Source organism: Agreia pratensis (assembly GCF_900177685.1).
GTDB lineage: Bacteria > Actinomycetota > Actinomycetes > Actinomycetales > Microbacteriaceae > Agreia > Agreia pratensis.
This window is the reverse complement of the sequence record NZ_FXAY01000001.1, coordinates 885,806-905,929: the sequence shown is the minus strand read 5'-3', so window position 1 is coordinate 905,929 and position 20,124 is coordinate 885,806. Positions and strand designations below refer to the sequence as shown.

At 65.9% G+C, this 20,124-nt stretch carries 18 protein-coding genes; 16 read left to right on the top strand and 2 right to left on the bottom strand.

The window, feature by feature from the left end:
• Positions 1-139 precede the first annotated feature (139 nt).
• Together B9Y86_RS04320 and B9Y86_RS04315 are read left to right on the top strand one after the other, a co-directional pair.
• Positions 140-1,363, top strand: coding sequence for a DUF418 domain-containing protein (locus B9Y86_RS04320; protein ID WP_085483230.1), 1,224 nt, complete (start codon positions 140-142; stop codon positions 1,361-1,363).
• A complete protein-coding gene (locus tag B9Y86_RS04315) occupies positions 1,360-2,055 on the top strand; it encodes a YceI family protein (protein ID WP_085483228.1) in 696 nt (231 codons plus the stop codon). The genes B9Y86_RS04320 and B9Y86_RS04315 overlap by 4 nt, the downstream gene beginning before the upstream one ends.
• Before the next feature lie 350 nt (positions 2,056-2,405).
• Here B9Y86_RS04315 and B9Y86_RS04310 read toward each other — a convergent pair whose 3' ends face one another.
• Entirely contained in the window at positions 2,406-3,011 is a 606-nt protein-coding gene (locus B9Y86_RS04310) for a TetR family transcriptional regulator (RefSeq protein WP_176223250.1), read from the bottom strand.
• A 170-nt stretch (positions 3,012-3,181) separates the two neighbouring features.
• On the opposite strand from B9Y86_RS04310, the gene B9Y86_RS04305 reads away from it, so the two are divergent.
• The 13 genes from B9Y86_RS04305 (at position 3,182) to lplAB (ending at position 18,850) form a co-directional block, all read left to right on the top strand.
• Positions 3,182-4,714, top strand: coding sequence for an ABC transporter substrate-binding protein (locus tag B9Y86_RS04305; protein WP_176223249.1), 1,533 nt, complete (start codon positions 3,182-3,184; stop codon positions 4,712-4,714).
• An 11-nt stretch (positions 4,715-4,725) separates the two neighbouring features.
• Positions 4,726-5,661, top strand: a complete 936-nt coding sequence (locus tag B9Y86_RS04300; RefSeq protein ID WP_139824722.1) for an ABC transporter permease — start codon at positions 4,726-4,728, stop codon at positions 5,659-5,661.
• Positions 5,648-6,499, top strand: a complete 852-nt coding sequence (locus B9Y86_RS04295) for an ABC transporter permease (RefSeq protein ID WP_085483220.1) — start codon at positions 5,648-5,650, stop codon at positions 6,497-6,499. Before B9Y86_RS04300 ends, B9Y86_RS04295 begins: the two co-directional genes overlap by 14 nt.
• A complete protein-coding gene (locus B9Y86_RS17665) occupies positions 6,496-7,341 on the top strand; it encodes an ABC transporter ATP-binding protein (RefSeq protein WP_217809160.1) in 846 nt (281 codons plus the stop codon). Before B9Y86_RS04295 ends, B9Y86_RS17665 begins: the two co-directional genes overlap by 4 nt.
• Entirely contained in the window at positions 7,338-8,096 is a 759-nt protein-coding gene (locus B9Y86_RS17660) for an ABC transporter ATP-binding protein (RefSeq protein WP_217809159.1), read from the top strand. The genes B9Y86_RS17665 and B9Y86_RS17660 overlap by 4 nt, the downstream gene beginning before the upstream one ends.
• Positions 8,093-10,267 (top strand): family 1 glycosylhydrolase, encoded by a 2,175-nt coding sequence (locus tag B9Y86_RS04285; RefSeq protein WP_085483218.1) that lies wholly within the window; start codon positions 8,093-8,095, stop codon positions 10,265-10,267. Before B9Y86_RS17660 ends, B9Y86_RS04285 begins: the two co-directional genes overlap by 4 nt.
• 2 nt (positions 10,268-10,269) lie before the next feature.
• Positions 10,270-11,217: an alpha/beta hydrolase gene (locus B9Y86_RS04280; RefSeq protein ID WP_085483216.1), complete on the top strand. Its 948-nt coding sequence runs from the start codon at positions 10,270-10,272 to the stop codon at positions 11,215-11,217.
• A 140-nt stretch (positions 11,218-11,357) separates the two neighbouring features.
• Complete coding sequence (locus B9Y86_RS04275) at positions 11,358-13,124, top strand: circularly permuted type 2 ATP-grasp protein (protein ID WP_085483214.1); 1,767 nt, start codon at positions 11,358-11,360, stop codon at positions 13,122-13,124.
• The gene (locus tag B9Y86_RS04270; protein ID WP_085483212.1) at positions 13,118-14,050 is read left to right on the top strand and encodes an alpha-E domain-containing protein; all 933 of its coding nucleotides are present in this window, start codon (positions 13,118-13,120) and stop codon (positions 14,048-14,050) included. Before B9Y86_RS04275 ends, B9Y86_RS04270 begins: the two co-directional genes overlap by 7 nt.
• Positions 14,047-14,892 (top strand): transglutaminase family protein, encoded by an 846-nt coding sequence (locus B9Y86_RS04265; protein ID WP_085483210.1) that lies wholly within the window; start codon positions 14,047-14,049, stop codon positions 14,890-14,892. Before B9Y86_RS04270 ends, B9Y86_RS04265 begins: the two co-directional genes overlap by 4 nt.
• Before the next feature lie 162 nt (positions 14,893-15,054).
• Positions 15,055-15,900, top strand: a complete 846-nt coding sequence (locus tag B9Y86_RS04260) for an alpha/beta hydrolase (protein WP_244894626.1) — start codon at positions 15,055-15,057, stop codon at positions 15,898-15,900.
• A 49-nt stretch (positions 15,901-15,949) separates the two neighbouring features.
• Positions 15,950-17,695, top strand: coding sequence for a hypothetical protein (locus B9Y86_RS04255; RefSeq protein ID WP_085483206.1), 1,746 nt, complete (start codon positions 15,950-15,952; stop codon positions 17,693-17,695).
• Between the two features lie 105 nt (positions 17,696-17,800).
• Complete coding sequence (lplAB, locus tag B9Y86_RS04250) at positions 17,801-18,850, top strand: lipoate-protein ligase LplAB (protein ID WP_085483204.1); 1,050 nt, start codon at positions 17,801-17,803, stop codon at positions 18,848-18,850.
• A gap of 23 nt (positions 18,851-18,873) precedes the next feature.
• Here lplAB and B9Y86_RS04245 read toward each other — a convergent pair whose 3' ends face one another.
• Positions 18,874-19,158 (bottom strand): GNAT family N-acetyltransferase, encoded by a 285-nt coding sequence (locus B9Y86_RS04245; protein WP_044442398.1) that lies wholly within the window; start codon positions 19,156-19,158, stop codon positions 18,874-18,876.
• Positions 19,159-19,201: 43 nt separating this feature from the next.
• On the opposite strand from B9Y86_RS04245, the gene B9Y86_RS04240 reads away from it, so the two are divergent.
• Positions 19,202-20,071: a DNA-methyltransferase gene (locus B9Y86_RS04240; RefSeq protein WP_085483202.1), complete on the top strand. Its 870-nt coding sequence runs from the start codon at positions 19,202-19,204 to the stop codon at positions 20,069-20,071.
• The last annotated feature ends 53 nt before the right edge of the window (positions 20,072-20,124 follow it).

Genomic DNA, 20,124 nt, shown 5'->3' with positions numbered 1-20,124 from the left:
GCCAGAAACAGACGTATCGAGGTCGCGGGGGCGAATACCCCCCAGGTGTCGGGGGTGCTCTGGTCGACCGGCGGATACTGCCGCCGCCGCCCCTGCCGGAGAGTCGATGTATCGCCTCACCACATGACAGGAGTCGCCCATGAGCACAACCTCGGCCACAGCGCCGCCCGCGGAGAAGCCCACCGAGAAGCCCACCGAGAAGCTCGCCGAGCAGACAGCCGAGACCATCGCCGTTCGCCCTCGCATCCGGGGCATCGACCTCGCTCGAGGGCTGGCCCTGTTCGGTATGTTCGCGGCGCACGTGGGGCCGTCGTCCGACGTGGGAGGGCTGACCGGGGCGCTCATGTTCGCCGCATCCGGCCGCTCGTCGATCCTCTTCGCCACCCTCGCCGGTCTCTCGCTCGCTCTGCTCAGCGGCGGCGCGACGCCGCCCGGCGCATCCGACCCGCGACGCACCCGACTGCGCATCGCGGTGCGCGGCCTGCTCATCATGGGAATCGGCGTCACGCTCACCGCGATGGGCACCCCGGTGGCCGTCATCCTCGCCTACTACGGCGTCTTCTTCTTGCTCGCGATCCCGTTCCTGCGGATGAAGGCGCACACCCTGCTCGTGATCGCCGGATGCTGGGCGCTCGTCGGCCCCGTCGTGGCTCTGCTCGTTCAGTCGTGGTGGTGGGGCTCGAGTGCGGCGGATGTCGTCGCTCGCGTCGATCCCATCACGCTCATCTCGGGCGAGGGCATCGACCAGCTTCTCGTGACGGGTATCTACCCGGCGGTCACTTGGATGCCGTTCATCCTCGTGGGGCTGGCGCTCGGACGCATGGACATCGCTCGCCTATCGCGCACGACAATGCTCGCCATCGGGGTCGGCATGGCGTTCGTCGCCTATGGGTTCTCGGCGCTGCTCGCTCCTCTCGGCCCGCAGGCGGTCGTCGGCCCGCCCGACGCATCGGGCTCGCTCGACTGGTCGATTCTGATGGGGGCGGATGCGCACACCGGCTCGACCTTCGAGATCGTCGGCGGCATCGGGGTCGCGTTGGCAATCCTCGCCCTGTGCCTCGGATTCGCCGAGTGGCTGCCACGCCTCACCCGACCGATCGTCGCGGCGGGATCGATGTCGCTGACGATCTACGTCGTGCACGTGCTCACGATCAACGTCGCCGGCCTCGACGCGATGCCAGGGTCGCCCCTGTGGGTGCTGCTGGCTTTCATCGCAGGATCGATCGTTTTCGCCCTGATCTGGTTCCGCTTCGCGCGGCGCGGTCCACTCGAATCGCTCGTGCACTCCACCACCGCGGCGCTGATCGCTCGCCCGACCTCGCTCTCCACAGATCCGACCACCGATAGAAGGACACACTCATGAGAACTCGCAATGTCGTCATCATCTCCGCCGCAACCCTGGTCGTCGCCCTCGGTGCCACCGCACTCATCGCGGGTCCCACCCTCTATCGAGACCTCGTGGTCGGCCCTGCCGCGGCAGCACCGACAGAGGACCTCGGAGTACTGAAGCCGAGTACCCTCTCGGGAGAGCAGCTCGCCGGCTCATGGAAGACGGGCTCGAGCTCCTACGCCGGGTATCGGGTCAAAGAAGTTCTCAACGGAACCGACGTCACGGTCACGGGCCGCACCTCCAAGGTCGACGCGGCGATCTCGACGACGTCTGACACGGTGAAGAGCGCCGAGATCAGTGTCGACGTCGCGTCGATCGCCACGACCGAGGCGGCGCGAGACGAGTACTTCCGCACGACCGCGATCGACACGAGCAAATTTCCCAAGGCGACGTTCACGATCGCCGAACCGTTGAAGATCGACCCCTCGTCACTGGCGACGTCGCAGACCGTGCAGACGAAGGGAACCCTCAGCATCAACGGCGTCACCAAAGAGGTGACTGCGCCGGTGACCTTCGCCCTCAGCGGTGACGGAGCGATTCTTGCCGGAAGCGTGCCGATCACCTTCGCCGACTACAGCGTCACCGCTCCCGACCTCGGCTTCGTGAAGGTGGAGCCGAAGGGCTCGATCGAGTTCTCGCTCGCGCTGCAGAAGGCCGCGCGCTGATCGAACGCCCGGGTCTTGCGCTGATCGAGTAGCCGCGCGAGGAACGAGCCGGCGTATCGAGATCACTTCCGGGTGGTCTCGATACGCTCGTGCCTCGCTACTCGACCAGCGCACAGGGCGGATGCTGACGTGCAGTCCTCGAAACGGGAGGAGATTCGCTGATCCGATGCAAATAGCGCACCGATGTTCCGAATCTCCTCCCATTTATGTTCCACATCTTGCGCTGATCGAGTAGCCGCGCGAGGAACGAGCCGGCGTATCGAGATCACCCCGAAGGTGGTCTCGATAAGCTCGTTCCTCGTTCCTCGTTCCTCGTTCCTCGTTCCTCGTTCCTCGACCAGCGACGTCAGCTACTCGTCGAATCCGCGTTCCAGGGCGAGCAGGGCCTGTCTCCAGGTATCGGCGTCGACCGAGAAGTGGTGGGTCTCGCCGCTCTCGAGGTGCGCGAGTGTCATGGTGTGCAGCAGGCCGCCCACCATCTCAGGCAGGTACTTCACTCGCGCGTGCTCCGGATGCGCGCGCAGAACGTCCGTGACCACCTGCGCCGTTCGTGCGATCTCGCTGCGGTAGTAGGCGGCGACGGCAGGTTTCTCGAGCAGGTCCACGCGCATGCGGCGTCGACGAATGGTCACTTCGTCGGGGTCGTCTGCGCCGTAGGCATCGCGCTCGATGGCTTTGATCAGAGCGCGCATGGGAGGGACGCCCTCATCGAGCAGACTGTGGAGGTCGTCGGCGATCTCCTGAAAGAGGCCTCCGCTGAACAGCACCGCCTCTTTACATGAGAAGTACCGAAAGAAGGTGCGCCGGCCTATCGACGCCTCGGCAGCGATGTCGTCGATGGTGGTGCCTTCGAGACCACGGCTCTCGAAAAGGTCGAGGGCGGCGGCCCGGATGTCCTCGCGGGTGCGGTCCTTCTGTTCCGCTCGCCTGGTTGCTGCCTGTGCTGGGGCGTTCATCTTTATTCCTCCTGGCAAAAGAGTGGCACGCGAAACGGCGATTGTGGCACTAGTGCCACTTTTGTTTATCATCCGTTCACCTAATGGAAAGTGGCACTGGTGCCACCATTCACACTTCCTCCGTACCGTCTCCAGCGTGGTCACCCCGCCACCCGATCAGGAGGAACTCCATGAACCGACGTAGGGCATCCTGCGCCCTTCTCGCAGCCACAATCGTCGGCATGCTCACGCTCTCGGCGTGCAGCAGCCCGACGTCGTCGTCATCGCCCACGGTTGCCGCTGCGGTGAGCTCGGGCGGCACCCTCACCGTGGCTCTCGATCGAGAGCTCGCGACGCTCGACGCCAGCACCGCCGTGATGGGGCAACAGCCCGTGCGCCTGCTGGCCAACGCGCTTTACCAGCCCCTCATGGCACCCGCCGAGGGAGGAACGTTCACCCCGGGGCTCGCCAAGTCGCTCGAATCCGATGAGACGGCCACGCACTGGACGCTGACGCTGCCACAGAAGGTCACCTTCTCTGACGGCTCGCCTCTGACGACCGCATCGGTGAAGGCCAACGTCGAGCACCTGGCCGACCCCGCGACCAAGTCGCCCGCTGCGGCACAGGCCGCGCAGATCAGCGGAATGACGATCACCGATGACACGACGATGGTCTTCGATCTCAAGGCCCCGAACGCCGACTTCGCCTCCCAGCTCGCTCGAACGCTCGGCATGGTCACGTCGACCACGGCGAAAGATCAGTTCGGATTCCCGATCGGCGCCGGGCCGTACACCATCGAGTCCTTCACTCCGGGTGACTCCGTCACCGTGGTTCGAAACAAGAACTACTGGGGCGAGGCCCCCGATCTCGACAGCATCACGTTCCGCATGATGCCGGATGCCGATTCACGCTTCCAGAGCCTCAAGTCGGGCGACGTCGATCTGATCTGGACAGAGGTGGCGAGCCAGTTCGAACAGGCCCGCAGCGATAGCGCCCTCGCGGTGCATGTTGCTCCAGCGGCGGTCAGTGCGCTGCAGCTCAATCTCTCGAATGAGAAGTTCGCTGACGTGAAGGTGCGAACTGCTCTGGCCCAGGCCATCGACCGCGACGCCGTCAACGCCGTGGTGAATCTCGGCGAGGGCACCACCGTCGACAGTCCGTACAGTCTTCTCGCCGATGCACCCTCGATCGATTACCCGAAGTACGACGTCGACGCCGCGAAGAAGGTGCTCGAGGGAGCCGGGCTCAGCTTCTCGATCTCTGCGGACAATTCTCCCGACTCGATCCAACGCGCGACGGTGATCAAGGACATGCTCACCGCAGTGGGTGTCGATGTCGAGATCGTGCCTGTCGACGGAGCATCATTCGGCACCGCGCTCGCGGCCAAGGACTTCGAGGCTGCCGTCTTGGTCACGTCGATCTTCTCCGATCCCTCGGGTGGCGCTCTGGTCGCGACCTCGACGGGCCAGTACAACTTCACCGGCTACAGCAACGGTAATGTCGACCAGCTGCTCGGATCGGCGAAGGCTCTTACCAACGGACCCGACCGCACCAAACTGCTCACGGACGCCTCGCAGAAGCTGGCCACAGACCTGCCCATGCTGTGGCTCACGGCCGGCAATGCCGGCTTCATCGGCTCCGCCAAGGTCGCCGGGTTCCCCGATGTCAGCAAGCTCACGCTGGTGTCGGTCCAGCCCGGCGAGATCGGGTGGGCTGCAGAGTGAGAATCGCCTGGTTGCCGCGCGCAGGCCGATCGCTTCTGGTGCTGATCGTCGTCTCGGCGCTGACATGCCAGCTCGCCGCTCTCCTGCCCGGTGACCCGGCGTTCGTCATCCTCGGAGATGAATCCACCGAGGCCCAGCGTGAGGCCTTGCGCCACACGCTGGGCCTCGACCAGAACGCCTTCGTGCGCTTCGTCAATTTCATGGGTGGGGTCGTCACCGGTGACTGGGGCACCTCGTTCGCCTCGGGCCGCCCCGTGCTCGTCGAGATCCTCTCTAGAGTTCCCGCCACTGCCGAGCTCGTCATCCTGAGCCAGGTTGTGGCCCTGGCGGTCGCCGTCCCACTCGCTCTGCACAGCGCACGCAACGTCGGGGGCAAGCTCGACCGGCTCGTCTCCACCGGCACCTTCCTGCTTCTGGCGGTGCCCTCGTTCGTCGTCGGCATCATCACGATCCAGTTCTTCGCGGTGCAGCTCGGCTGGTTGCCGGCATCCGGCTACACGGCCTTTGTCGACGATCCGCTCGAGAACATCTCCCACATGGTGCTGCCCGTGCTCACGCTGGGGCTCGCGGAGGGCGCTGTATATGTGCGAGCACTGCGCGGCTCGGCCATCGAGGCCCTCCGCTCGCCGTATGCCTATGCCTCGATCGTGCGCGGCGCATCCGACCCTCAGCTTCTGTGGTGGCGCATCCTGAGGCCCTCGTCGTCGACCCTTCTGGCGCTCATCGGGGTCAGTCTCGGCGTGGCGCTCGGCGGCACCCTGCTCGTCGAGAGCCTGTTCGCCATACCGGGCCTGGGTCGCCTCACCGTCAGCTCGCTCGGCGTCAGAGACCTTCCGATGATTCAGGGCGTTGTGCTCTTCGCCGCCACCACCGTCGTGATCTTCGGCATTCTCGCCGACATCGCCGTCAGCCGCATCGACCCGAGGAGCAAACATGGCCTTGTCTGACCTGGCGACGCCCGGCGTCGCCATCGCATCTGTGGCGCGCAACCGCATCCCGCGCATCGGCGTGATCGTCGCTCTCCTCTGGCTCGCGCTTCTGGCGGTCGGCGCGCTCGTGGCAGCAGCAGGGCTCACCGCCGATCCGCTCACGAACGACTACACCGTGATCAGCCAGGCGCCGAGCCTCGCCCACCCCTTCGGAACCGACAACCTCGGACGCGACGTGTTTTCGCGCTCGCTGCACGGGGCCGGTTCGAGCGCCGTGGTGGCACTCGTGACCGTGTTCGTGGGCGGCGGCCTCGGCATCCTGCTCGGTGTATGGGCCGGCCTGCGGCGCGGCATCGCGGATGCGATCACGGGCTTTCTGACGGATGTCACGATCGCCCTGCCGTCGCTGATCATCGTCGCCACGGTCGTGACCTTGGCCGGACCCAGCCTGCCGACGATCTCGCTCACGATCGCCGCGTTCGCCATTCCCGTCTTCGCGCGGCTCAGCCGCAGCGCCACGCTGTCGATCGCGGCCGAGAACTACGTGGTTGCTGCCCGAACACTGGGAGCGAGCGGCTGGCGCATACTCACCCGCGAGGTCCTGCCGAGCGTGCTGCCGGTCATGATGCCGTTCCTGATGACGACGCTCGCCACTGCGATCATCTCCGAAGGCGCCCTGAGCTTTCTCGGATTTGGGCTGAGGCCGCCCGAGCCCTCCTGGGGTGGCCTGATAGCCGAGGGTCGTACCCAGCTCGCCCTCGCTCCCTGGGTCACCCTCCTGCCGGCGCTGCTGCTCTGCGTCACCATCCTGGCGATCAACGTGCTCGGCGAGCACCTTCGAGAGGCGAAGCGATGAACACGAACGCGATCCTCGAGGTGCGCGACCTCACGACCACCGTGCTGCGCCACGGCACCGAGCGCACGGTGGTCGAAGGGGTGACCTTTTCTCTCACCCGCGGTCGCTCGCTCGGCATCGTCGGGGAGTCGGGGGCAGGCAAGTCGATGCTCATCCGCTCGATCCTCGGCGTGCATCCGCCGGGTGTGACCCTGCGCGTCACGGGGAGCGTCACTCTCGACGGGCACGACATGCTCGCACTCCGCGGCCGCGAGCGACGGCGAGCGCTTGCCACCAGCGTGGGCATGATCCACCAGGATCCGCTCCGTTCGCTCAATCCGACCATTCGCGTAGGCGACCAGCTCACCGAGACGCTCGCCTTCGCCGGCACAGCCACCCGCCGCGAGCGAAGCCGTCGTGGCATCGAGCTGATGCGCAGCGTCGGGTTCCGCAGTGCGGAGAGCGAGTCGCGTCGCTACCCGCACGAGCTGTCGGGCGGCCAGCGTCAGCGCATCGGAATCGGCGCGGCGGCGCTCACGGAGCCGGCGCTGCTCATCGGCGACGAGCCCACCACGGCACTCGATGTCACGGTGCAGAAACGCGTTCTCGATCTTCTGCACGATACTCGTCTGCGCACGGGATCGAGCATGCTGCTGGTCACTCACGACCTCGGTGTGGCCGCGGAGCGCTGCGACGAGATCATCGTTATGCGAAACGGCCGGATCGTCGAGGCCGGGCATACCTCCGAGGTCATCGAGGCACCTCAGCACCCCTACACCCGGTCGCTGCTCGACAGCATCCCGCGCCTCGACGGACCCAGGCTGCGGCGACTTCGCACCCCCCAAGAAGGAGCCCTCTCGTGAACGACGTTCTGACCATCGACGATCTGGTCGTCGGCTACGGCGACAGGATCGTGCTCGATGGCGTGAGCCTGAGTGTGCCGGCCGGCGGATGCGTCGGGCTCGTCGGCGAATCCGGTTCCGGCAAGTCGACACTCGCCCGCACGGTCATCGGCCTTCAGAAGCCGCGCTCCGGAGCCATCCGCGTAGACGACGGAGGAATGGATCACCCCATCCAGATGGTCTTCCAAGACCCCATCTCCTCTCTCAACCCGCACCGTTCGGTCATCGACGTCGTCGCAGAGCCGCTCACGATTCGGGGAGAGGGCACCCGCCAGCAGCGACGTGAGACGGCGCGCGAGTTGCTCGCCAGGGTCGGGCTCGATCCCGAGCGGTTTGCGGATGCGCGCCCCGGAACGCTGTCGGGCGGCCAGGCACAGCGCGTTGCGATCGCGCGGGCACTCGTCGCCAGACCCGCACTGCTGCTCTGCGACGAACCGGTCTCCTCGCTCGACGTCTCTGTGCAGGCACGCGTGCTGAATCTGCTCGCAGATCTGCGTGAGGAGGTCGGACTCAGCCTGCTCGTGATCTCGCACGACCTCGCGGTGGTGCGCATGATCGCCGACTCCGTGGCGGTGCTCTGCGAGGGGCGCATCGTCGAGAGCGGCGACACCGAGCGCGTGATCTCGGCCCCCGAACACCCCTATACCCGGCAGCTGCTCGAGGCGGCACCGCGCCTGCCCCATCTGAAACTTCCCCATCTGAAAGAGACACGATGACGAACACCTTCCCCGACGGCTTCATCTGGGGCACGGGAACCTCCGCCTACCAGGTCGAGGGTGCCTGGAACGAAGACGGCAAGGTGCCGTCGATCTGGGACACCGCATTCCATACGGGGTTGCGCACTCCCGACGGCACGAGCGGTGATCGCGCGATCGATCAGTACCACCGCCTCGACGAAGACCTCGACCTGCTGCAGCGACTCGGGGCCGGCGCGCACCGATTCTCGGTGGCATGGCCACGAATCGTCTCGGATGCGACGGGCAGCGTCAACGAGGCGGGGCTCGACTACTACGAGCGGCTGGTCGACGGCCTGCTCGCGCGGGGCATCGCTCCGGCCCTCAACCTCTATCACTGGGACACCCCGCAGTGGATGGAGGATCTCGGCGGAATGATGACCCGCGACTTCTCCGAGCACTTCGGGCACCTGGCTGCGGTCGTGGGGGAGCGCCTGGGCGACCGGGTCGCGCAGTGGTTCACGATGAACGAACCGACCCATCCATCTCTCGGGGCCTATGTCGCGGGATTCTTGCCGCCCGCCCGGCGCGAGGGGCAGGCGGGCCTCGCGAGCGTGCACAACCTGTTGCTCGCCCACGGCCGAGCGATTTTGGCCCTGCGCTCCGCGGGAGTCGCGGGCGACATCGGCACGATCCTGAGTATGAACGGCGCCTCTCCGGCGACCAGCCACGCCGACGACATCGCGGCAGCCGAGCGCGCCGAGTATTTCGATGGTCGGCTCTTTCTCGACCCGATGCTGGGGCGCGGGCATCTGCCCGAGCTCCTGGCCGCACTGGGCGACACGGTGCGCGACGGCGACCTCGACACGATCGCCCAGCGCATGGACGTGCTGGGCGTGAATTGGTACTCGACATATTCGATCGCGGCTCCCGAGCGCGCGGCCGCGCACCTTGCAGAGCTCCCTCCGCGCGCCGCGATGTTCGCGGGTTTCGCGCCGGTGACGGCACCATTGGGCTTCACGATCGTGCCGGCACCGGGTCTGCCCTGGGGAGGCGCCCACCGCCAGCTCACCCCGGGCGGACTCCGCGACGCACTCGACTGGCTGACGGCCACGTACCCGGATCATCCCGATGTGGTGATCACCGAGAACGGGGTGGGGTACGCGGATGCGCCCGACGCGACCGGCGTCGTGAACGACGAGCGGCGCATCCGGTACCTGAGCTGGGCTATTCAGGAGGTCGCCGACGCGATCGCCGGGGGAGCGCGGGTTCGTGGCTATCACGCGTGGTCGAGCCACGACAACCTGCAGTACATGGCCGGATTCACCCAGCGGTTCGGGCTGATTCACGTCGACCCCGAGACCCTCGTGCGTACTCCGAAAGCATCGTTCGAGTGGTATCGACAGGTGGTGCGCTCGAGCGCTGTGCCCGACGCGGTTGAACAGCAGCCCGTCGGAGATCACCTCGGCATCGACGTGCGAGGCGTGCACAACGCCCGAGGCATCGGAGGGCTCGAGACCATGGACGGCAGGCGGGTGCTCGATGGCCTGTTCTTCCGCACGGCGGGGCTCCATGGCATCACAGACGACGGGCGCAGAACCCTGACGCTGCTGGGAGTCGACACGATCCTCGATCTGCGCGGAACGACCGAGGTGACGCAGTCGCCCGACGCGATCGAGGGGGCCCGCATCATGCACCTTCCCCTGCACGAACCGTCCGACCCCGAGGCGGGTTTGTTCGTGGGAGCCGCGGCCGATGAATCCGGCGTATCCGGTTTGGGATCCATCTACCGAGAGATCGTGCAGACACGGGGCCGCGAGATCACGCAGGGACTGCGCGCGATCACTGCGGCACAGGGCGCGGTGCTCGCCCACTGCACCGCGGGCAAGGACCGCACCGGTGTCTTCGTCGCGATTCTGCTGGCCGCACTGGGTGTGCGCGACGTCGACATCGTGCGCACCTACGCTGAATCGGGCGACCTGCTCGGCACAGGGTTCCGAGCCGAGGTGTCGGCGCTGATGACGCTCTCGTCGCCCGACGGGTCGCCCATTCTGGATGCCGATCTCGATGATCTCCTCGTGTCGCCCAGCGAACTCATAGAAGGGGTGCTCGACGTCATCCGCCACGATCACGGAACCGTGACTGAGTACCTGAGAGTGCACGGATTCTCTCCGGATGATCTCGGCGCGCTGCGACAAAAACTGGTGGCCTGATCATGCCCCTCGACCCTCACCTCGCCGATCGAGTGCGGAGTATCCCGACCGACCCGAGCTGGAACGCTGACCGCGCCGACCCTGCCAACGCCCGGATATACGCGGAGTTCTTCACCGATCCCGCTCCGTACGAGATACCCAGGTCGGTCGACGTTCGCGACGAGGTCGTTCCGGGGCCGCACGGACCGATTCCGGTGCGCTTATATCGGGTCGTCGACGCATCGGCACCCCTGCCCGCGCTGCTCTGGAACCACGGCGGCGGCTTCGTCGGCGGCGACCTCGATATGAACGAGTCCCACGTCGTGAGTGCGGAGCTCGCCGCCCGGTCGGGCGCACTCGTCGTCGCCGTCGGTTATCGGCTCGCGAACGCGGGCGTCCGGCACCCGATTCCGCTCGACGATGTCGAGGCGGCCTGGCTCTGGTTGGTGGCGCACGCCGCCGAGTTGGGGGTGGATGCCCGACGCATCACGATCGGCGGCGGGAGTGCGGGGGCTAACCTGGCCGCCGCTGCCGTCGTGCGGCTGCGCCGCACCGGCGGCCCGATTCCCGCGGCGCTGCTGCTCGCGTATCCGGCACTGCACTTCCCCCTTCCGGCAGTCGACGACGACGTTCACGAGGTGATGGCGACGTTGCCGCGGGTGCTTCGGGCTCCCGCGTCGGTGGTGAGCGCCATGTTCGCGAACTACGCCGGTCGGCTCTCCGACCTCCCGGCTGAGGTGATGCCCGGAAACGCGCCCCTCGACGGATTCCCGGCCACACGCATCCTGATCAGCGAGTACGACGACTTCAGGCCGTCGGGCGAGCTGTTCGCCGAGCAGCTGGCGGAGGCCGGTGCGCTCGTCGAGACGCAGCTGGCCACGGGCATGCTGCATGGCCACCTGAACCGCACCCCTGCGCTGCCCGAGGTCTCCCGCTCGCTCGACTTCTTCGCTGCCGCGCTGGTTGAGTAGCGAGGAACGAGCGTATCGAAACCACGGTGGGGTGATTTCGATACGCCGGCTCGTTCCTCCCGCGGCTACTCAATCAGCGCACTCGGCCAGCTCGCAGCGTCCGAAACACACCGGCAACAACGCCGCACTAGGCTCAGGGCATGGTCGACCTGTTCGCCGGTTACGGCGCCACACTCAACCCTCGCTCCTCGCGCGGGTCCGCGAGCGCATGGGACGAAATGTTCCCTGAACCAAGCTCTCTGGCGCCCGTCGAAGCCCGCGCCGCCTACAAAGACGTGTACCAGGCGCTGGCTCGCATGACACAGGAGGAACTGCGTGGGCGCACCGATGCGCTGGCCAGTTCGTACCTCGCCCAGGGCGTCACCTTCGACTTCGCCGGAGAGGAGAGGCCCTTTCCGCTCGACGCCGTTCCCCGGGTGATCGAGCAGAAGGAATGGCTGAACGTCGAGGCCGGAATCAAGCAGCGGGTCAGGGCGCTCGAGGCCTTTCTCGCCGACATCTACGGCCCACAGCACGCGGTGCGCGACGGAGTCATTCCCGCCGCGCTCATCAGCTCGTCGAGCCACTTCCACCGCCAGGCCGCGGGCATCGTCTCGGCCAACAATGTGCGCATCCAGGTCTCGGGCATCGACCTGATCCGCGACGAGAAGGGCGCCTGGCGGGTGCTCGAAGACAACGTGCGAGTGCCGTCGGGCGTGAGCTACGTCATCTCCAACCGCCGGGTCATGGCGCAGACGCTGCCCGAGCTCTTCGTCTCGATGCGCGTTCGCCCCGTCGGCGACTACCCGAACAAGCTTCTGCAGGCGCTGCGCGCTTCGGCACCCGCCGGCGTCGACGACCCCAACGTCGTCGTACTCACCCCCGGTGTCTACAACTCGGCCTACTTCGAGCACACGCTGCTGGCCCGACTCATGGGCGTCGAGCTCGTCGAGGGCCGCGACCTGTTCTGCTCGGGCGGCAGGGTCTGGATGCGCACCACGGCAGGTCCGATGCGCGTCGACGTGATCTATCGCCGGGTCGACGACGAGTACCTCGACCCGCTGCAGTTCCGTGCCGACAGCCAGCTGGGCTCGCCCGGCATCATGATGGCGGCACGGCTCGGAAACGTGACGATCGCCAATGCGGTCGGCAATGGCGTCGCCGACGACAAGCTCGTGTACACCTACCTGCCCGACCTCATCAAGTACTACCTCGGCGAGACCGCGATCATCCCGAACGTCGACACCTGGCGTCTCGAAGACCCGGCCTCGCTCGAAGAGGTGCTCGATCGTCTCGACGAGCTCGTCGTGAAGCCGGTCGACGGCTCGGGTGGCAAGGGCCTCGTGGTCGGACCGGCGGCATCCAAGACCGAGCTCGAGACGCTGCGCAAGCGGCTCCTGAAAGACCCGCGCGGCTGGATCGCGCAGCCGGTCGTTCAGCTCTCGACCATCCCCACGCTCGTCGAAGACGGGATGCGGCCGCGCCACGCGGATCTGCGTCCATTCGCCGTCAACGACGGCAGTGACATCTGGGTTCTGCCCGGCGGGCTCACGCGGGTGGCGCTTCCCGAGGGCGAGCTCGTCGTGAACTCGAGCCAGGGCGGCGGATCGAAGGACACCTGGGTCATCGGGCTCGAGCCCGACTTCTTCCACGAGTCGTCGGCCCGCAACATCCAGGGGCTCGTCGCCGATCAGGCGGCCAACACGCAGTCGATTCCAATCGTGGGCAAGCACGCCGTGGATCACTCTCCTCAAGACAAGCCGAATAACGACCAGCAGCAACAGCAGCAACAGGTGCGCAGCAACGATCTCGATACGGCCGCGGGCGGCCTACTCGATCAGCGCGGCGGCGCTGGTCGAGTAGCCCGCGAGGAACGAGCGGGCGTATCGAGACCAGCCGGCACCGAGAGGGGAGCAGACGAATGCTGAGCCGCATCGCCGAAAGCCTCTTCTGGATCGGCCGCTACATCGAGCGCAGCGACGGAACCGCACGCATCCTCGACGTTCACCTCCAGCTCCTGCTCGAAGACCCGTGGATCGAAGAAGACCTCGCCTGCCGTTCGCTCCTCGCGCTCATGGGCAGCGAGGTTCCCGGCCCCGAGCGGGCGCTGACGCGGCAGGACGTTCTTGCGACACTCGCGGTAGACCGCACGCATCCCGCATCCATCGCCTATTCACTGGGCGCGGCCCGCGAGAACGCCCGCCGGGCGCGCGAGATCGTGTCGACAGAGCTGTGGGAGTGCCTCAACACGACCCGCGCCAAGATGCCGCGCAAGGTCGCGGCCGAGAAGACCCACGAGTTCTTCGGGTGGGTACGCGAACGTGCCGCGCTCGCGGTGGGCATCGTCGAGGCGGGAACCAGCCGCGACGAGGCTTGGCACTTCTTCAACCTCGGCCGGTCGCTCGAGCAGGCCGACATGACGGCCCGCCTGCTGGCGACGAGAAGCCTCACCGAGGCATCCGGCCCCAGCTGGACGACCATTCTGCGTTCGTGCGGCGCCTACGAGACCTATCTGCGCACCTACCGTGGCGTGCCCTCGGCGCGCAACGCGGCGGAGTTCCTACTGCTCGACCGCCTGTTTCCGCGTTCGATCATCTTCTCGGTGTCTCGGGCAGAGGAGTCGTTGCGTGCCATCGAGCCCCGCAACGACCGCGTCGGTGTCACCGACCGGGCACAGCGCTTGCTCGGCCAGATCCGCAGCCAGCTCGAATACCGCCCGATCATGGACATTCTGCACGAGCTCCCGAAGCACATGGACAGTGTGCAGGATGCCACGTCGACGGCATCCGAGGCGATCAGGCAGAGATACTTCCCCACCAACGCGGCTCCTTCCTGGACGGGAGAGAACACATGAACCGGCTCCGCATCCGGCACGTCACCGGATATCGCTACGAGGGCGAGGTGGCGGCCTCGTACAACGAGGCGCGCATGCTCCCCGTCTCGAGCACCGACCAGTTCGTGCTCTACTCCAACCTCGAGATCGCGCCGGTATCGAGCAACCACAGCTACCTCGACTACTGGGGCACCCGGGTGTCGAGCTTCGAAGTGCTGACCCCGCACAAAGAGCTCTCGCTCACAGCCAACAGCCTCGTCGAGGTACGCCCGCGCGCGCACAAGCCCCACATCGTCGGGTGGGAAGCACTGGCCGACGCGTCTGCGAAGGCCACCGCGTTCGTCGAGCACTCCAAGCAGACCCGGCTCACCGATCCCGCCGACGACATCATCGAGCTGGCCGGTGAGATCGCGTCTCGCTATGAGAGCCCCTGCGAGGCCGCCCTCGAGATCTGCTCGGCGATCGGCGATCAGATGCAGTACGTGCAGGGTGTCACGCACGTGCACTCGACAGCGAAGGACTCCTGGGCCGACAAGCGCGGCGTCTGCCAGGACATCGCGCACATCGCCCTCGGCGCCCTGCGCTCCGTCGGAATCCCCGCGCGCTACGTATCGGGCTATCTGCACCCCAAGCCGAACGCCGAGATCGGCGAGACCGTCGCGGGAGAGTCACACGCGTGGGTGGAGTGGTACTGCGGAGATTGGCGGGGCTTCGACCCCACGAACTCCATCGACATCGGCGACCGCCACGTCACCGTGGGGCGCGGTCGCGACTACAACGACGTCGCTCCGCTGCGCGGTGTCTATGCCGGCCCCTTCGGATCGAGCCTCTTCGTCACGGTGGAGATCACCCGAGAGAGCTGATCCGAAGCTGACCTCCGCCCTCCCCACCCCGCGCTTCCCCCTTCGCGGATGAGGAAAAAATGAAGACACGCCGGCTGGCCCTGAGCTCGCCGCGGGGTGTCGCGCTTTTTTCCTCATCCGCGAAGGGAAGGCAGGGTCCGGGCGGGGGTGCACAATGAACGGGTGCCCCAGTTTCTCAGCGACCACGGCGTCGCCATCAGCTACTCCGCCTGGCCCGTCGACCGCCCGCGCGGTGTCGTGCAGATCGTGCACGGCCTCGGCGAGCACTCGGGCAGGTATGCCGAACTCGCGGGCCGGCTGAACGCATCCGGATACGCCGTCTACGCCCACGACCTGCGCGGCCACGGCGAGACCGCCCGACTGCCCGGCGGCGAGACGCAGCCCGGCCACCGCATGGGCCCCGACGGAGCGCGCACGGCCGAGGCCGACATCCTGCGGTTCACCCGCCTGCTGCGCGACGAGACGCCCGGCGTTCCGCTCTTCGCCATCGGCCACAGCCTCGGCTCGCTGCTGCTGCAGCGCGTGATCAACACCCGTTCGACAGCCTTCGACGGCGTCGTGCTCACCGGCACGGCGTTGCGGATGCCGGGGTCGATGGATGGCGGCGACCTGACGCGGCGTCACCGCCCGGCCCGCGGCCAGGGCTCGGGGTTCGAATGGCTGAGCCGCGATGTGGCCATGCAGGCGGCTGCCGCGGCCGACCCGTTCATGTTCGAAGCGAAGGCGCTGAAGGAGCTCGGCGTGCGCGACGGTGTGCTGCTGTTCGGGCTGCCGGGGCGCGAGATCCGCCGCGACCTTCCCGTGCTCATTATGGGTGGCAGCGATGACACGCTCGGCGGAACAGCCAGTATGCGCAGGCTCGCGCGCGCCTTCACGGGGCGGTCGAGGCTCTCCGATGTCGAGGTCGTGGTGTTTCCCGAGGCGCGGCACGAGGTCTTCAACGAGACGAACCGCGCCGCCGTGGCCGACCGCCTCGTCGACTGGCTCGAGCACCACGTCGTGCCCTAGCTAGGGCACCTGGGTGACCTACGCAGTCGCGAAGTGACAAACTCGGAACATGTCCGAACAGTTGCGGTATCCCTCGCCCGAGGATGAACAAGACCTCGAGTTACATTTCGAGGATTTCGCCCTCTATAAGACCCTCTTTGACGGTGCGCATGAGCACTTTCGAGCGGTTGCGCGGCAAAAAGCTATTCGCGCAGAAAAACTGTATATTCCGTGGTTCGACGCAATTGAAGAGATTGTCAATCGCGGGAAGGCAATCGATCTGCTGTCCGACACCCCAGAAGTTGATGGCGTGACCTCATCAAAGACCGACTGTTGGGAATACCTGGGATGGATGGACCTTGCTAAGGAGGATCAAAGTTCTGCTGCGAAAAAAATGACTGAATTGTTCACCGAGCCTGTGCCTGGCCGACCGTTCCATTGGCCCACCAGTGACGTAACGTCTAACCACGCCGACGATGACAGCACTTCGGTCTTCGGGAATGTCACTCTTCACAACTCTCCATTGACGGCGTTAGCCATGACGATTCTTCTTCCCCACATCGTTGAACCCGCGTTGCAGGCTGAACTGATGAACAGCTCGTACGACCGCCTGGCTGTTGCCGAGCCGTGGGTCACGGTGTCTCGCTGGATTGACGTGGTGGATCTTTCCCCCGCAATGCAGATCATCGTCGGACTGCTTTCCGCTCGACGGGCAGCGCCCGTCGAGCCGAAAGTGGACGACCATCGCAAGGCAGCGTTCTTCATCGACTCTCTCATTCTTCGCATTGATACGAACCCTGAACATTTCACGATGCTTGCCCTCAAAGACGAACTTTTGAAGCGAGCGCGCCAAGACGATGTCGCAATTGCTGTGGCAGTGCCCTGGTTCCTGGCGCTGGATTCGACCGCTCATCACAACCTGCTTCTCACCATGGCAATGGAGAACTCCGCTGTTCTACACGCGGCGACACTCTATGGCGAGGGCGGATCGGACCTTGCCTTGCGGGCTCGAGGTCTTGCGCTGGCGGCCAGTCCACATTCGACGGCGTCCGCGATGTCGACCTTCATGTGGTGGCTCGATCAGCGCTACTATCTCACTCCTCAGCCTTTGGCCTCACCCACCAGCACGTGGTTGGGCGACGCCACTCTCGAGAAGGAGATTCGCGACAAGATCAGCGGGTGCCTGGAGCGGCTCTCGACAGCGGGCTTGTCCGAAGAGACCGAGGTTACCGGGGCGATCGTCAATGCTCTGGCAACGGCGTTTCACGACGACTCACTCCTTCCTCAGAGTCAGGCAGGAACGCCTCCTGTTCGTCTGTCTGTCACGTCAACGAACTCAAGTACTCACGAGAAGCTCAGCGGAGCGGACCTCGGAATTGTCGTCGACATAAATCTTCCTGGCCGACAGAAAGTCCGAACGGGCCATCTCGTGCAGGTGAAGCAAGCAGGCAATAGGGAAGACCCGCAGGCCGCTCCGTCCTGGAAGATCGATGTCGAGCAACTCAAGCTGATTCTCACGATGGATCCGGGCGCAACCTATTGGCTCATACAGTTGCACCGGGCACCAAAAGTTATATCTGTCCCAGCAAAGGTTCTGCTTGGCGTGTGCGTCTCGAGGAACAATGAGAAAGTGGCGACGGCTACCTACGATCAGATCCGTTCTGCATCCGTAGGTGTTGGCACAGAACTCCTCGACCTGCTGCTGGGCTTATGGCTCGGCGATGCAGGTCAAGAAGCTGTCGAGCGGGCAAGCGGCTTGAACAGTAGACATGCCCCGGCGATCGTGCTCACGCTGTCTTTGACGGATGCAGGCTAGCCGCGCTACCTACTGCGCCCTAGCTCAGGAGAATCGAGGCGCCCGTGCGCGAAAACGGGGCTTCGGGCCCCGTTTTCCTGAATTGCAGCGGCGTAGGCTGGCTGCATGCATGGTGAGTACAAGGTTCCCGGCGGCAAACTCGTGGTCGTCGACCTCGACCAGGTCGATGGTCGCATCGCGAATTTCCGCCTGGCGGGTGACTTCTTTCTCGAGCCCGACGACGCTCTTCCCCTGATCAACGCGGCCATCGAGGGTCTGCCGGTCGAGTCCGACGCGGCCACCATCGCCGCCGCGGTGAAGGCCGCGCTCCCCGAGGGTGCGCAGCTTCTGGGCTTCTCGCCCGAGGCCGTCGCGGTCGCCGTGCGGCGCTCGCTCGCCAAGGCCACCGGATGGCGCGACTACGACTGGCAGGTCATCCACTCGAAGGCCGTCTCGCCGGTCGAGCAGATGGCTCTCGACGAGGTGCTCGCGGTCGAGGTCGGCGAGGGGCGTCGCCAGCCCACCATGCGCATCTGGGAGTGGGAATCGCCCGCCGTCGTCATCGGCAGCTTCCAGTCGCTGAAGAACGAGGTCGACCTCGAGAACGCGGCGAAGTACGGCTTCGACGTCGTGCGGCGCATCTCGGGGGGCGGTGCCATGTTCATGGAGGCCGGCTCCGTTATCACCTACTCCATCTACGTTCCCGCCGCCCTCGTCTCGGGCATGACCTTCGCCGACTCCTACGCTTTTCTCGACGAGTGGGTCATCATCGCCCTCAAGGCGCTGGGAATCGACGCCCACTACGCGCCCCTGAACGACATCACGAGCCCCACGGGCAAGATCGGCGGAGCCGCGCAGAAGAGGCTCGGCAACGGCGCCGTCGTGCACCACGTGACCATGAGCTACGACATGGATGGCGAGAAGATGGTGCAGGTGCTGCGCATCGGCCGCGAGAAGATGAGCGACAAGGGCACGAAGTCGGCGGCGAAGAGGGTCGACCCGTTGCGCAGTCAGACGGGTCTGTCTCGGGCCGAGATCATCGACAAGATGATCGCCACGTTCACGGGCCTCTACGGAGCCACGCCCGGCGACATCACCGACGACGAGTACGCCAAGGCCGAAGAGCTCGTGCGCACCAAGTTCAGCACGCCCGAGTGGATCGCCCGCGTTCCCTAGGTCTCAGTGCCAGGTGAGAAGGCTCAGCGCGTGGTGAGCGGCTGGTACTCCTCGTGATTGTCGATGTAGCTCGCCACGAAGGGGCAGGCGGGAATCACGCGTTGCGTGCCCTCGGCGATCTGATCGAGAACGCCCTGCACCAGCACGCTGCCGAGTCCTCCGTGCTGCTTGCTGGGATCGATCTCGGTGTGGGTGATGGCGATGGCGTCGCCCTGCACCTCGTAGTCGGCGAGGCCGACCTGTTCGTCGTCGATCCAGAGGGTGTAGCGGCGGGCATCGGGCTCATGGCGCACTTCGCGGCTCTGCATTCAACGAACGATACGCCTCGGCAAGACCTGCCACAATTGCAGGATGCCCGATCATCCCACAGACCCGGCGTCTGACCAGGGAGTCAGCCGGATCATCCAGGGTGACAATCTTCCCGTTCTCACCGGCCTCGCCGACGAGGCGTTCACGCTCATCTATCTCGACCCGCCGTTCAACACTGGCCGTGTGCAGAAGCGGCAGTCGACGACATCCGTTCGTACGCAGGCCGGAGTCGGCTCGGTCACCGGTTTCAAGGGCCGCAGCTACGAGCGCATCAAGGGCGACCTGCTCGCCTACGACGACGTGTTCGAGAACTACTGGGAGTTCATCGAACCTCGCCTGATCGAGGCCTGGCGCCTGCTCGCGCCCGACGGAACGCTCTATCTGCACCTCGACTATCGCGAGGCGCACTATGCCAAAGTGCTGCTCGATGCGCTGTTCGGCCGAGAGTCGTTTCTCAACGAGATCATCTGGGCCTACGACTACGGGGCCAAGTCGAAGAGTCGCTGGCCGGCGAAGCACGACACGATCCTCGTCTACGTGAAAGACCCGACCCGCTATTACTTCGATTCATCGTCGGTCGACCGCGAGCCGTACATGGCGCCCGGTCTGGTCACGCCCGAGAAGGTCGCGCGCGGCAAGCTGCCCACCGATGTGTGGTGGCACACGATCGTGTCGCCGACCGGTCGCGAGAAGACCGGCTATCCCACGCAGAAGCCCGAGGGCATCCTGCGCCGCATCATTCAGGCGTCGAGCCGCGAAGGCGACTGGGTGCTCGACTTCTTCGCGGGAAGCGGCACGACGGGCGCCGTCGCTCAGGCTCTCGGCCGCCGCTTCGTTCTTGTCGATCGCAACCCCGACGCGATCCAGGTGATGCGCGCCCGCATGCCCGACGTTCCCCTGCGCGACGCGTGAACGCATCCGCGCCCGTTCGGCACACGCGCCGCCGATAGACGGGCAGCGGATGC

Coding starts and splice junctions, on each gene's coding strand:
- B9Y86_RS04320 (WP_085483230.1), top strand. CDS start 140: ATGAGCACAACCTCGGCCACAGCGCCGCCCGCGGAGAAGCCCACCGAG.
- B9Y86_RS04315 (WP_085483228.1), top strand. CDS start 1,360: ATGAGAACTCGCAATGTCGTCATCATCTCCGCCGCAACCCTGGTCGTC.
- B9Y86_RS04310 (WP_176223250.1), bottom strand. CDS start 3,011: ATGAACGCCCCAGCACAGGCAGCAACCAGGCGAGCGGAACAGAAGGAC.
- B9Y86_RS04305 (WP_176223249.1), top strand. CDS start 3,182: ATGAACCGACGTAGGGCATCCTGCGCCCTTCTCGCAGCCACAATCGTC.
- B9Y86_RS04295 (WP_085483220.1), top strand. CDS start 5,648: ATGGCCTTGTCTGACCTGGCGACGCCCGGCGTCGCCATCGCATCTGTG.
- B9Y86_RS17665 (WP_217809160.1), top strand. CDS start 6,496: ATGAACACGAACGCGATCCTCGAGGTGCGCGACCTCACGACCACCGTG.
- B9Y86_RS04285 (WP_085483218.1), top strand. CDS start 8,093: ATGACGAACACCTTCCCCGACGGCTTCATCTGGGGCACGGGAACCTCC.
- B9Y86_RS04280 (WP_085483216.1), top strand. CDS start 10,270: ATGCCCCTCGACCCTCACCTCGCCGATCGAGTGCGGAGTATCCCGACC.
- B9Y86_RS04275 (WP_085483214.1), top strand. CDS start 11,358: ATGGTCGACCTGTTCGCCGGTTACGGCGCCACACTCAACCCTCGCTCC.
- B9Y86_RS04270 (WP_085483212.1), top strand. CDS start 13,118: ATGCTGAGCCGCATCGCCGAAAGCCTCTTCTGGATCGGCCGCTACATC.
- B9Y86_RS04265 (WP_085483210.1), top strand. CDS start 14,047: ATGAACCGGCTCCGCATCCGGCACGTCACCGGATATCGCTACGAGGGC.
- B9Y86_RS04255 (WP_085483206.1), top strand. CDS start 15,950: ATGTCCGAACAGTTGCGGTATCCCTCGCCCGAGGATGAACAAGACCTC.
- lplAB (WP_085483204.1), top strand. CDS start 17,801: ATGCATGGTGAGTACAAGGTTCCCGGCGGCAAACTCGTGGTCGTCGAC.
- B9Y86_RS04245 (WP_044442398.1), bottom strand. CDS start 19,158: ATGCAGAGCCGCGAAGTGCGCCATGAGCCCGATGCCCGCCGCTACACC.
- B9Y86_RS04240 (WP_085483202.1), top strand. CDS start 19,202: ATGCCCGATCATCCCACAGACCCGGCGTCTGACCAGGGAGTCAGCCGG.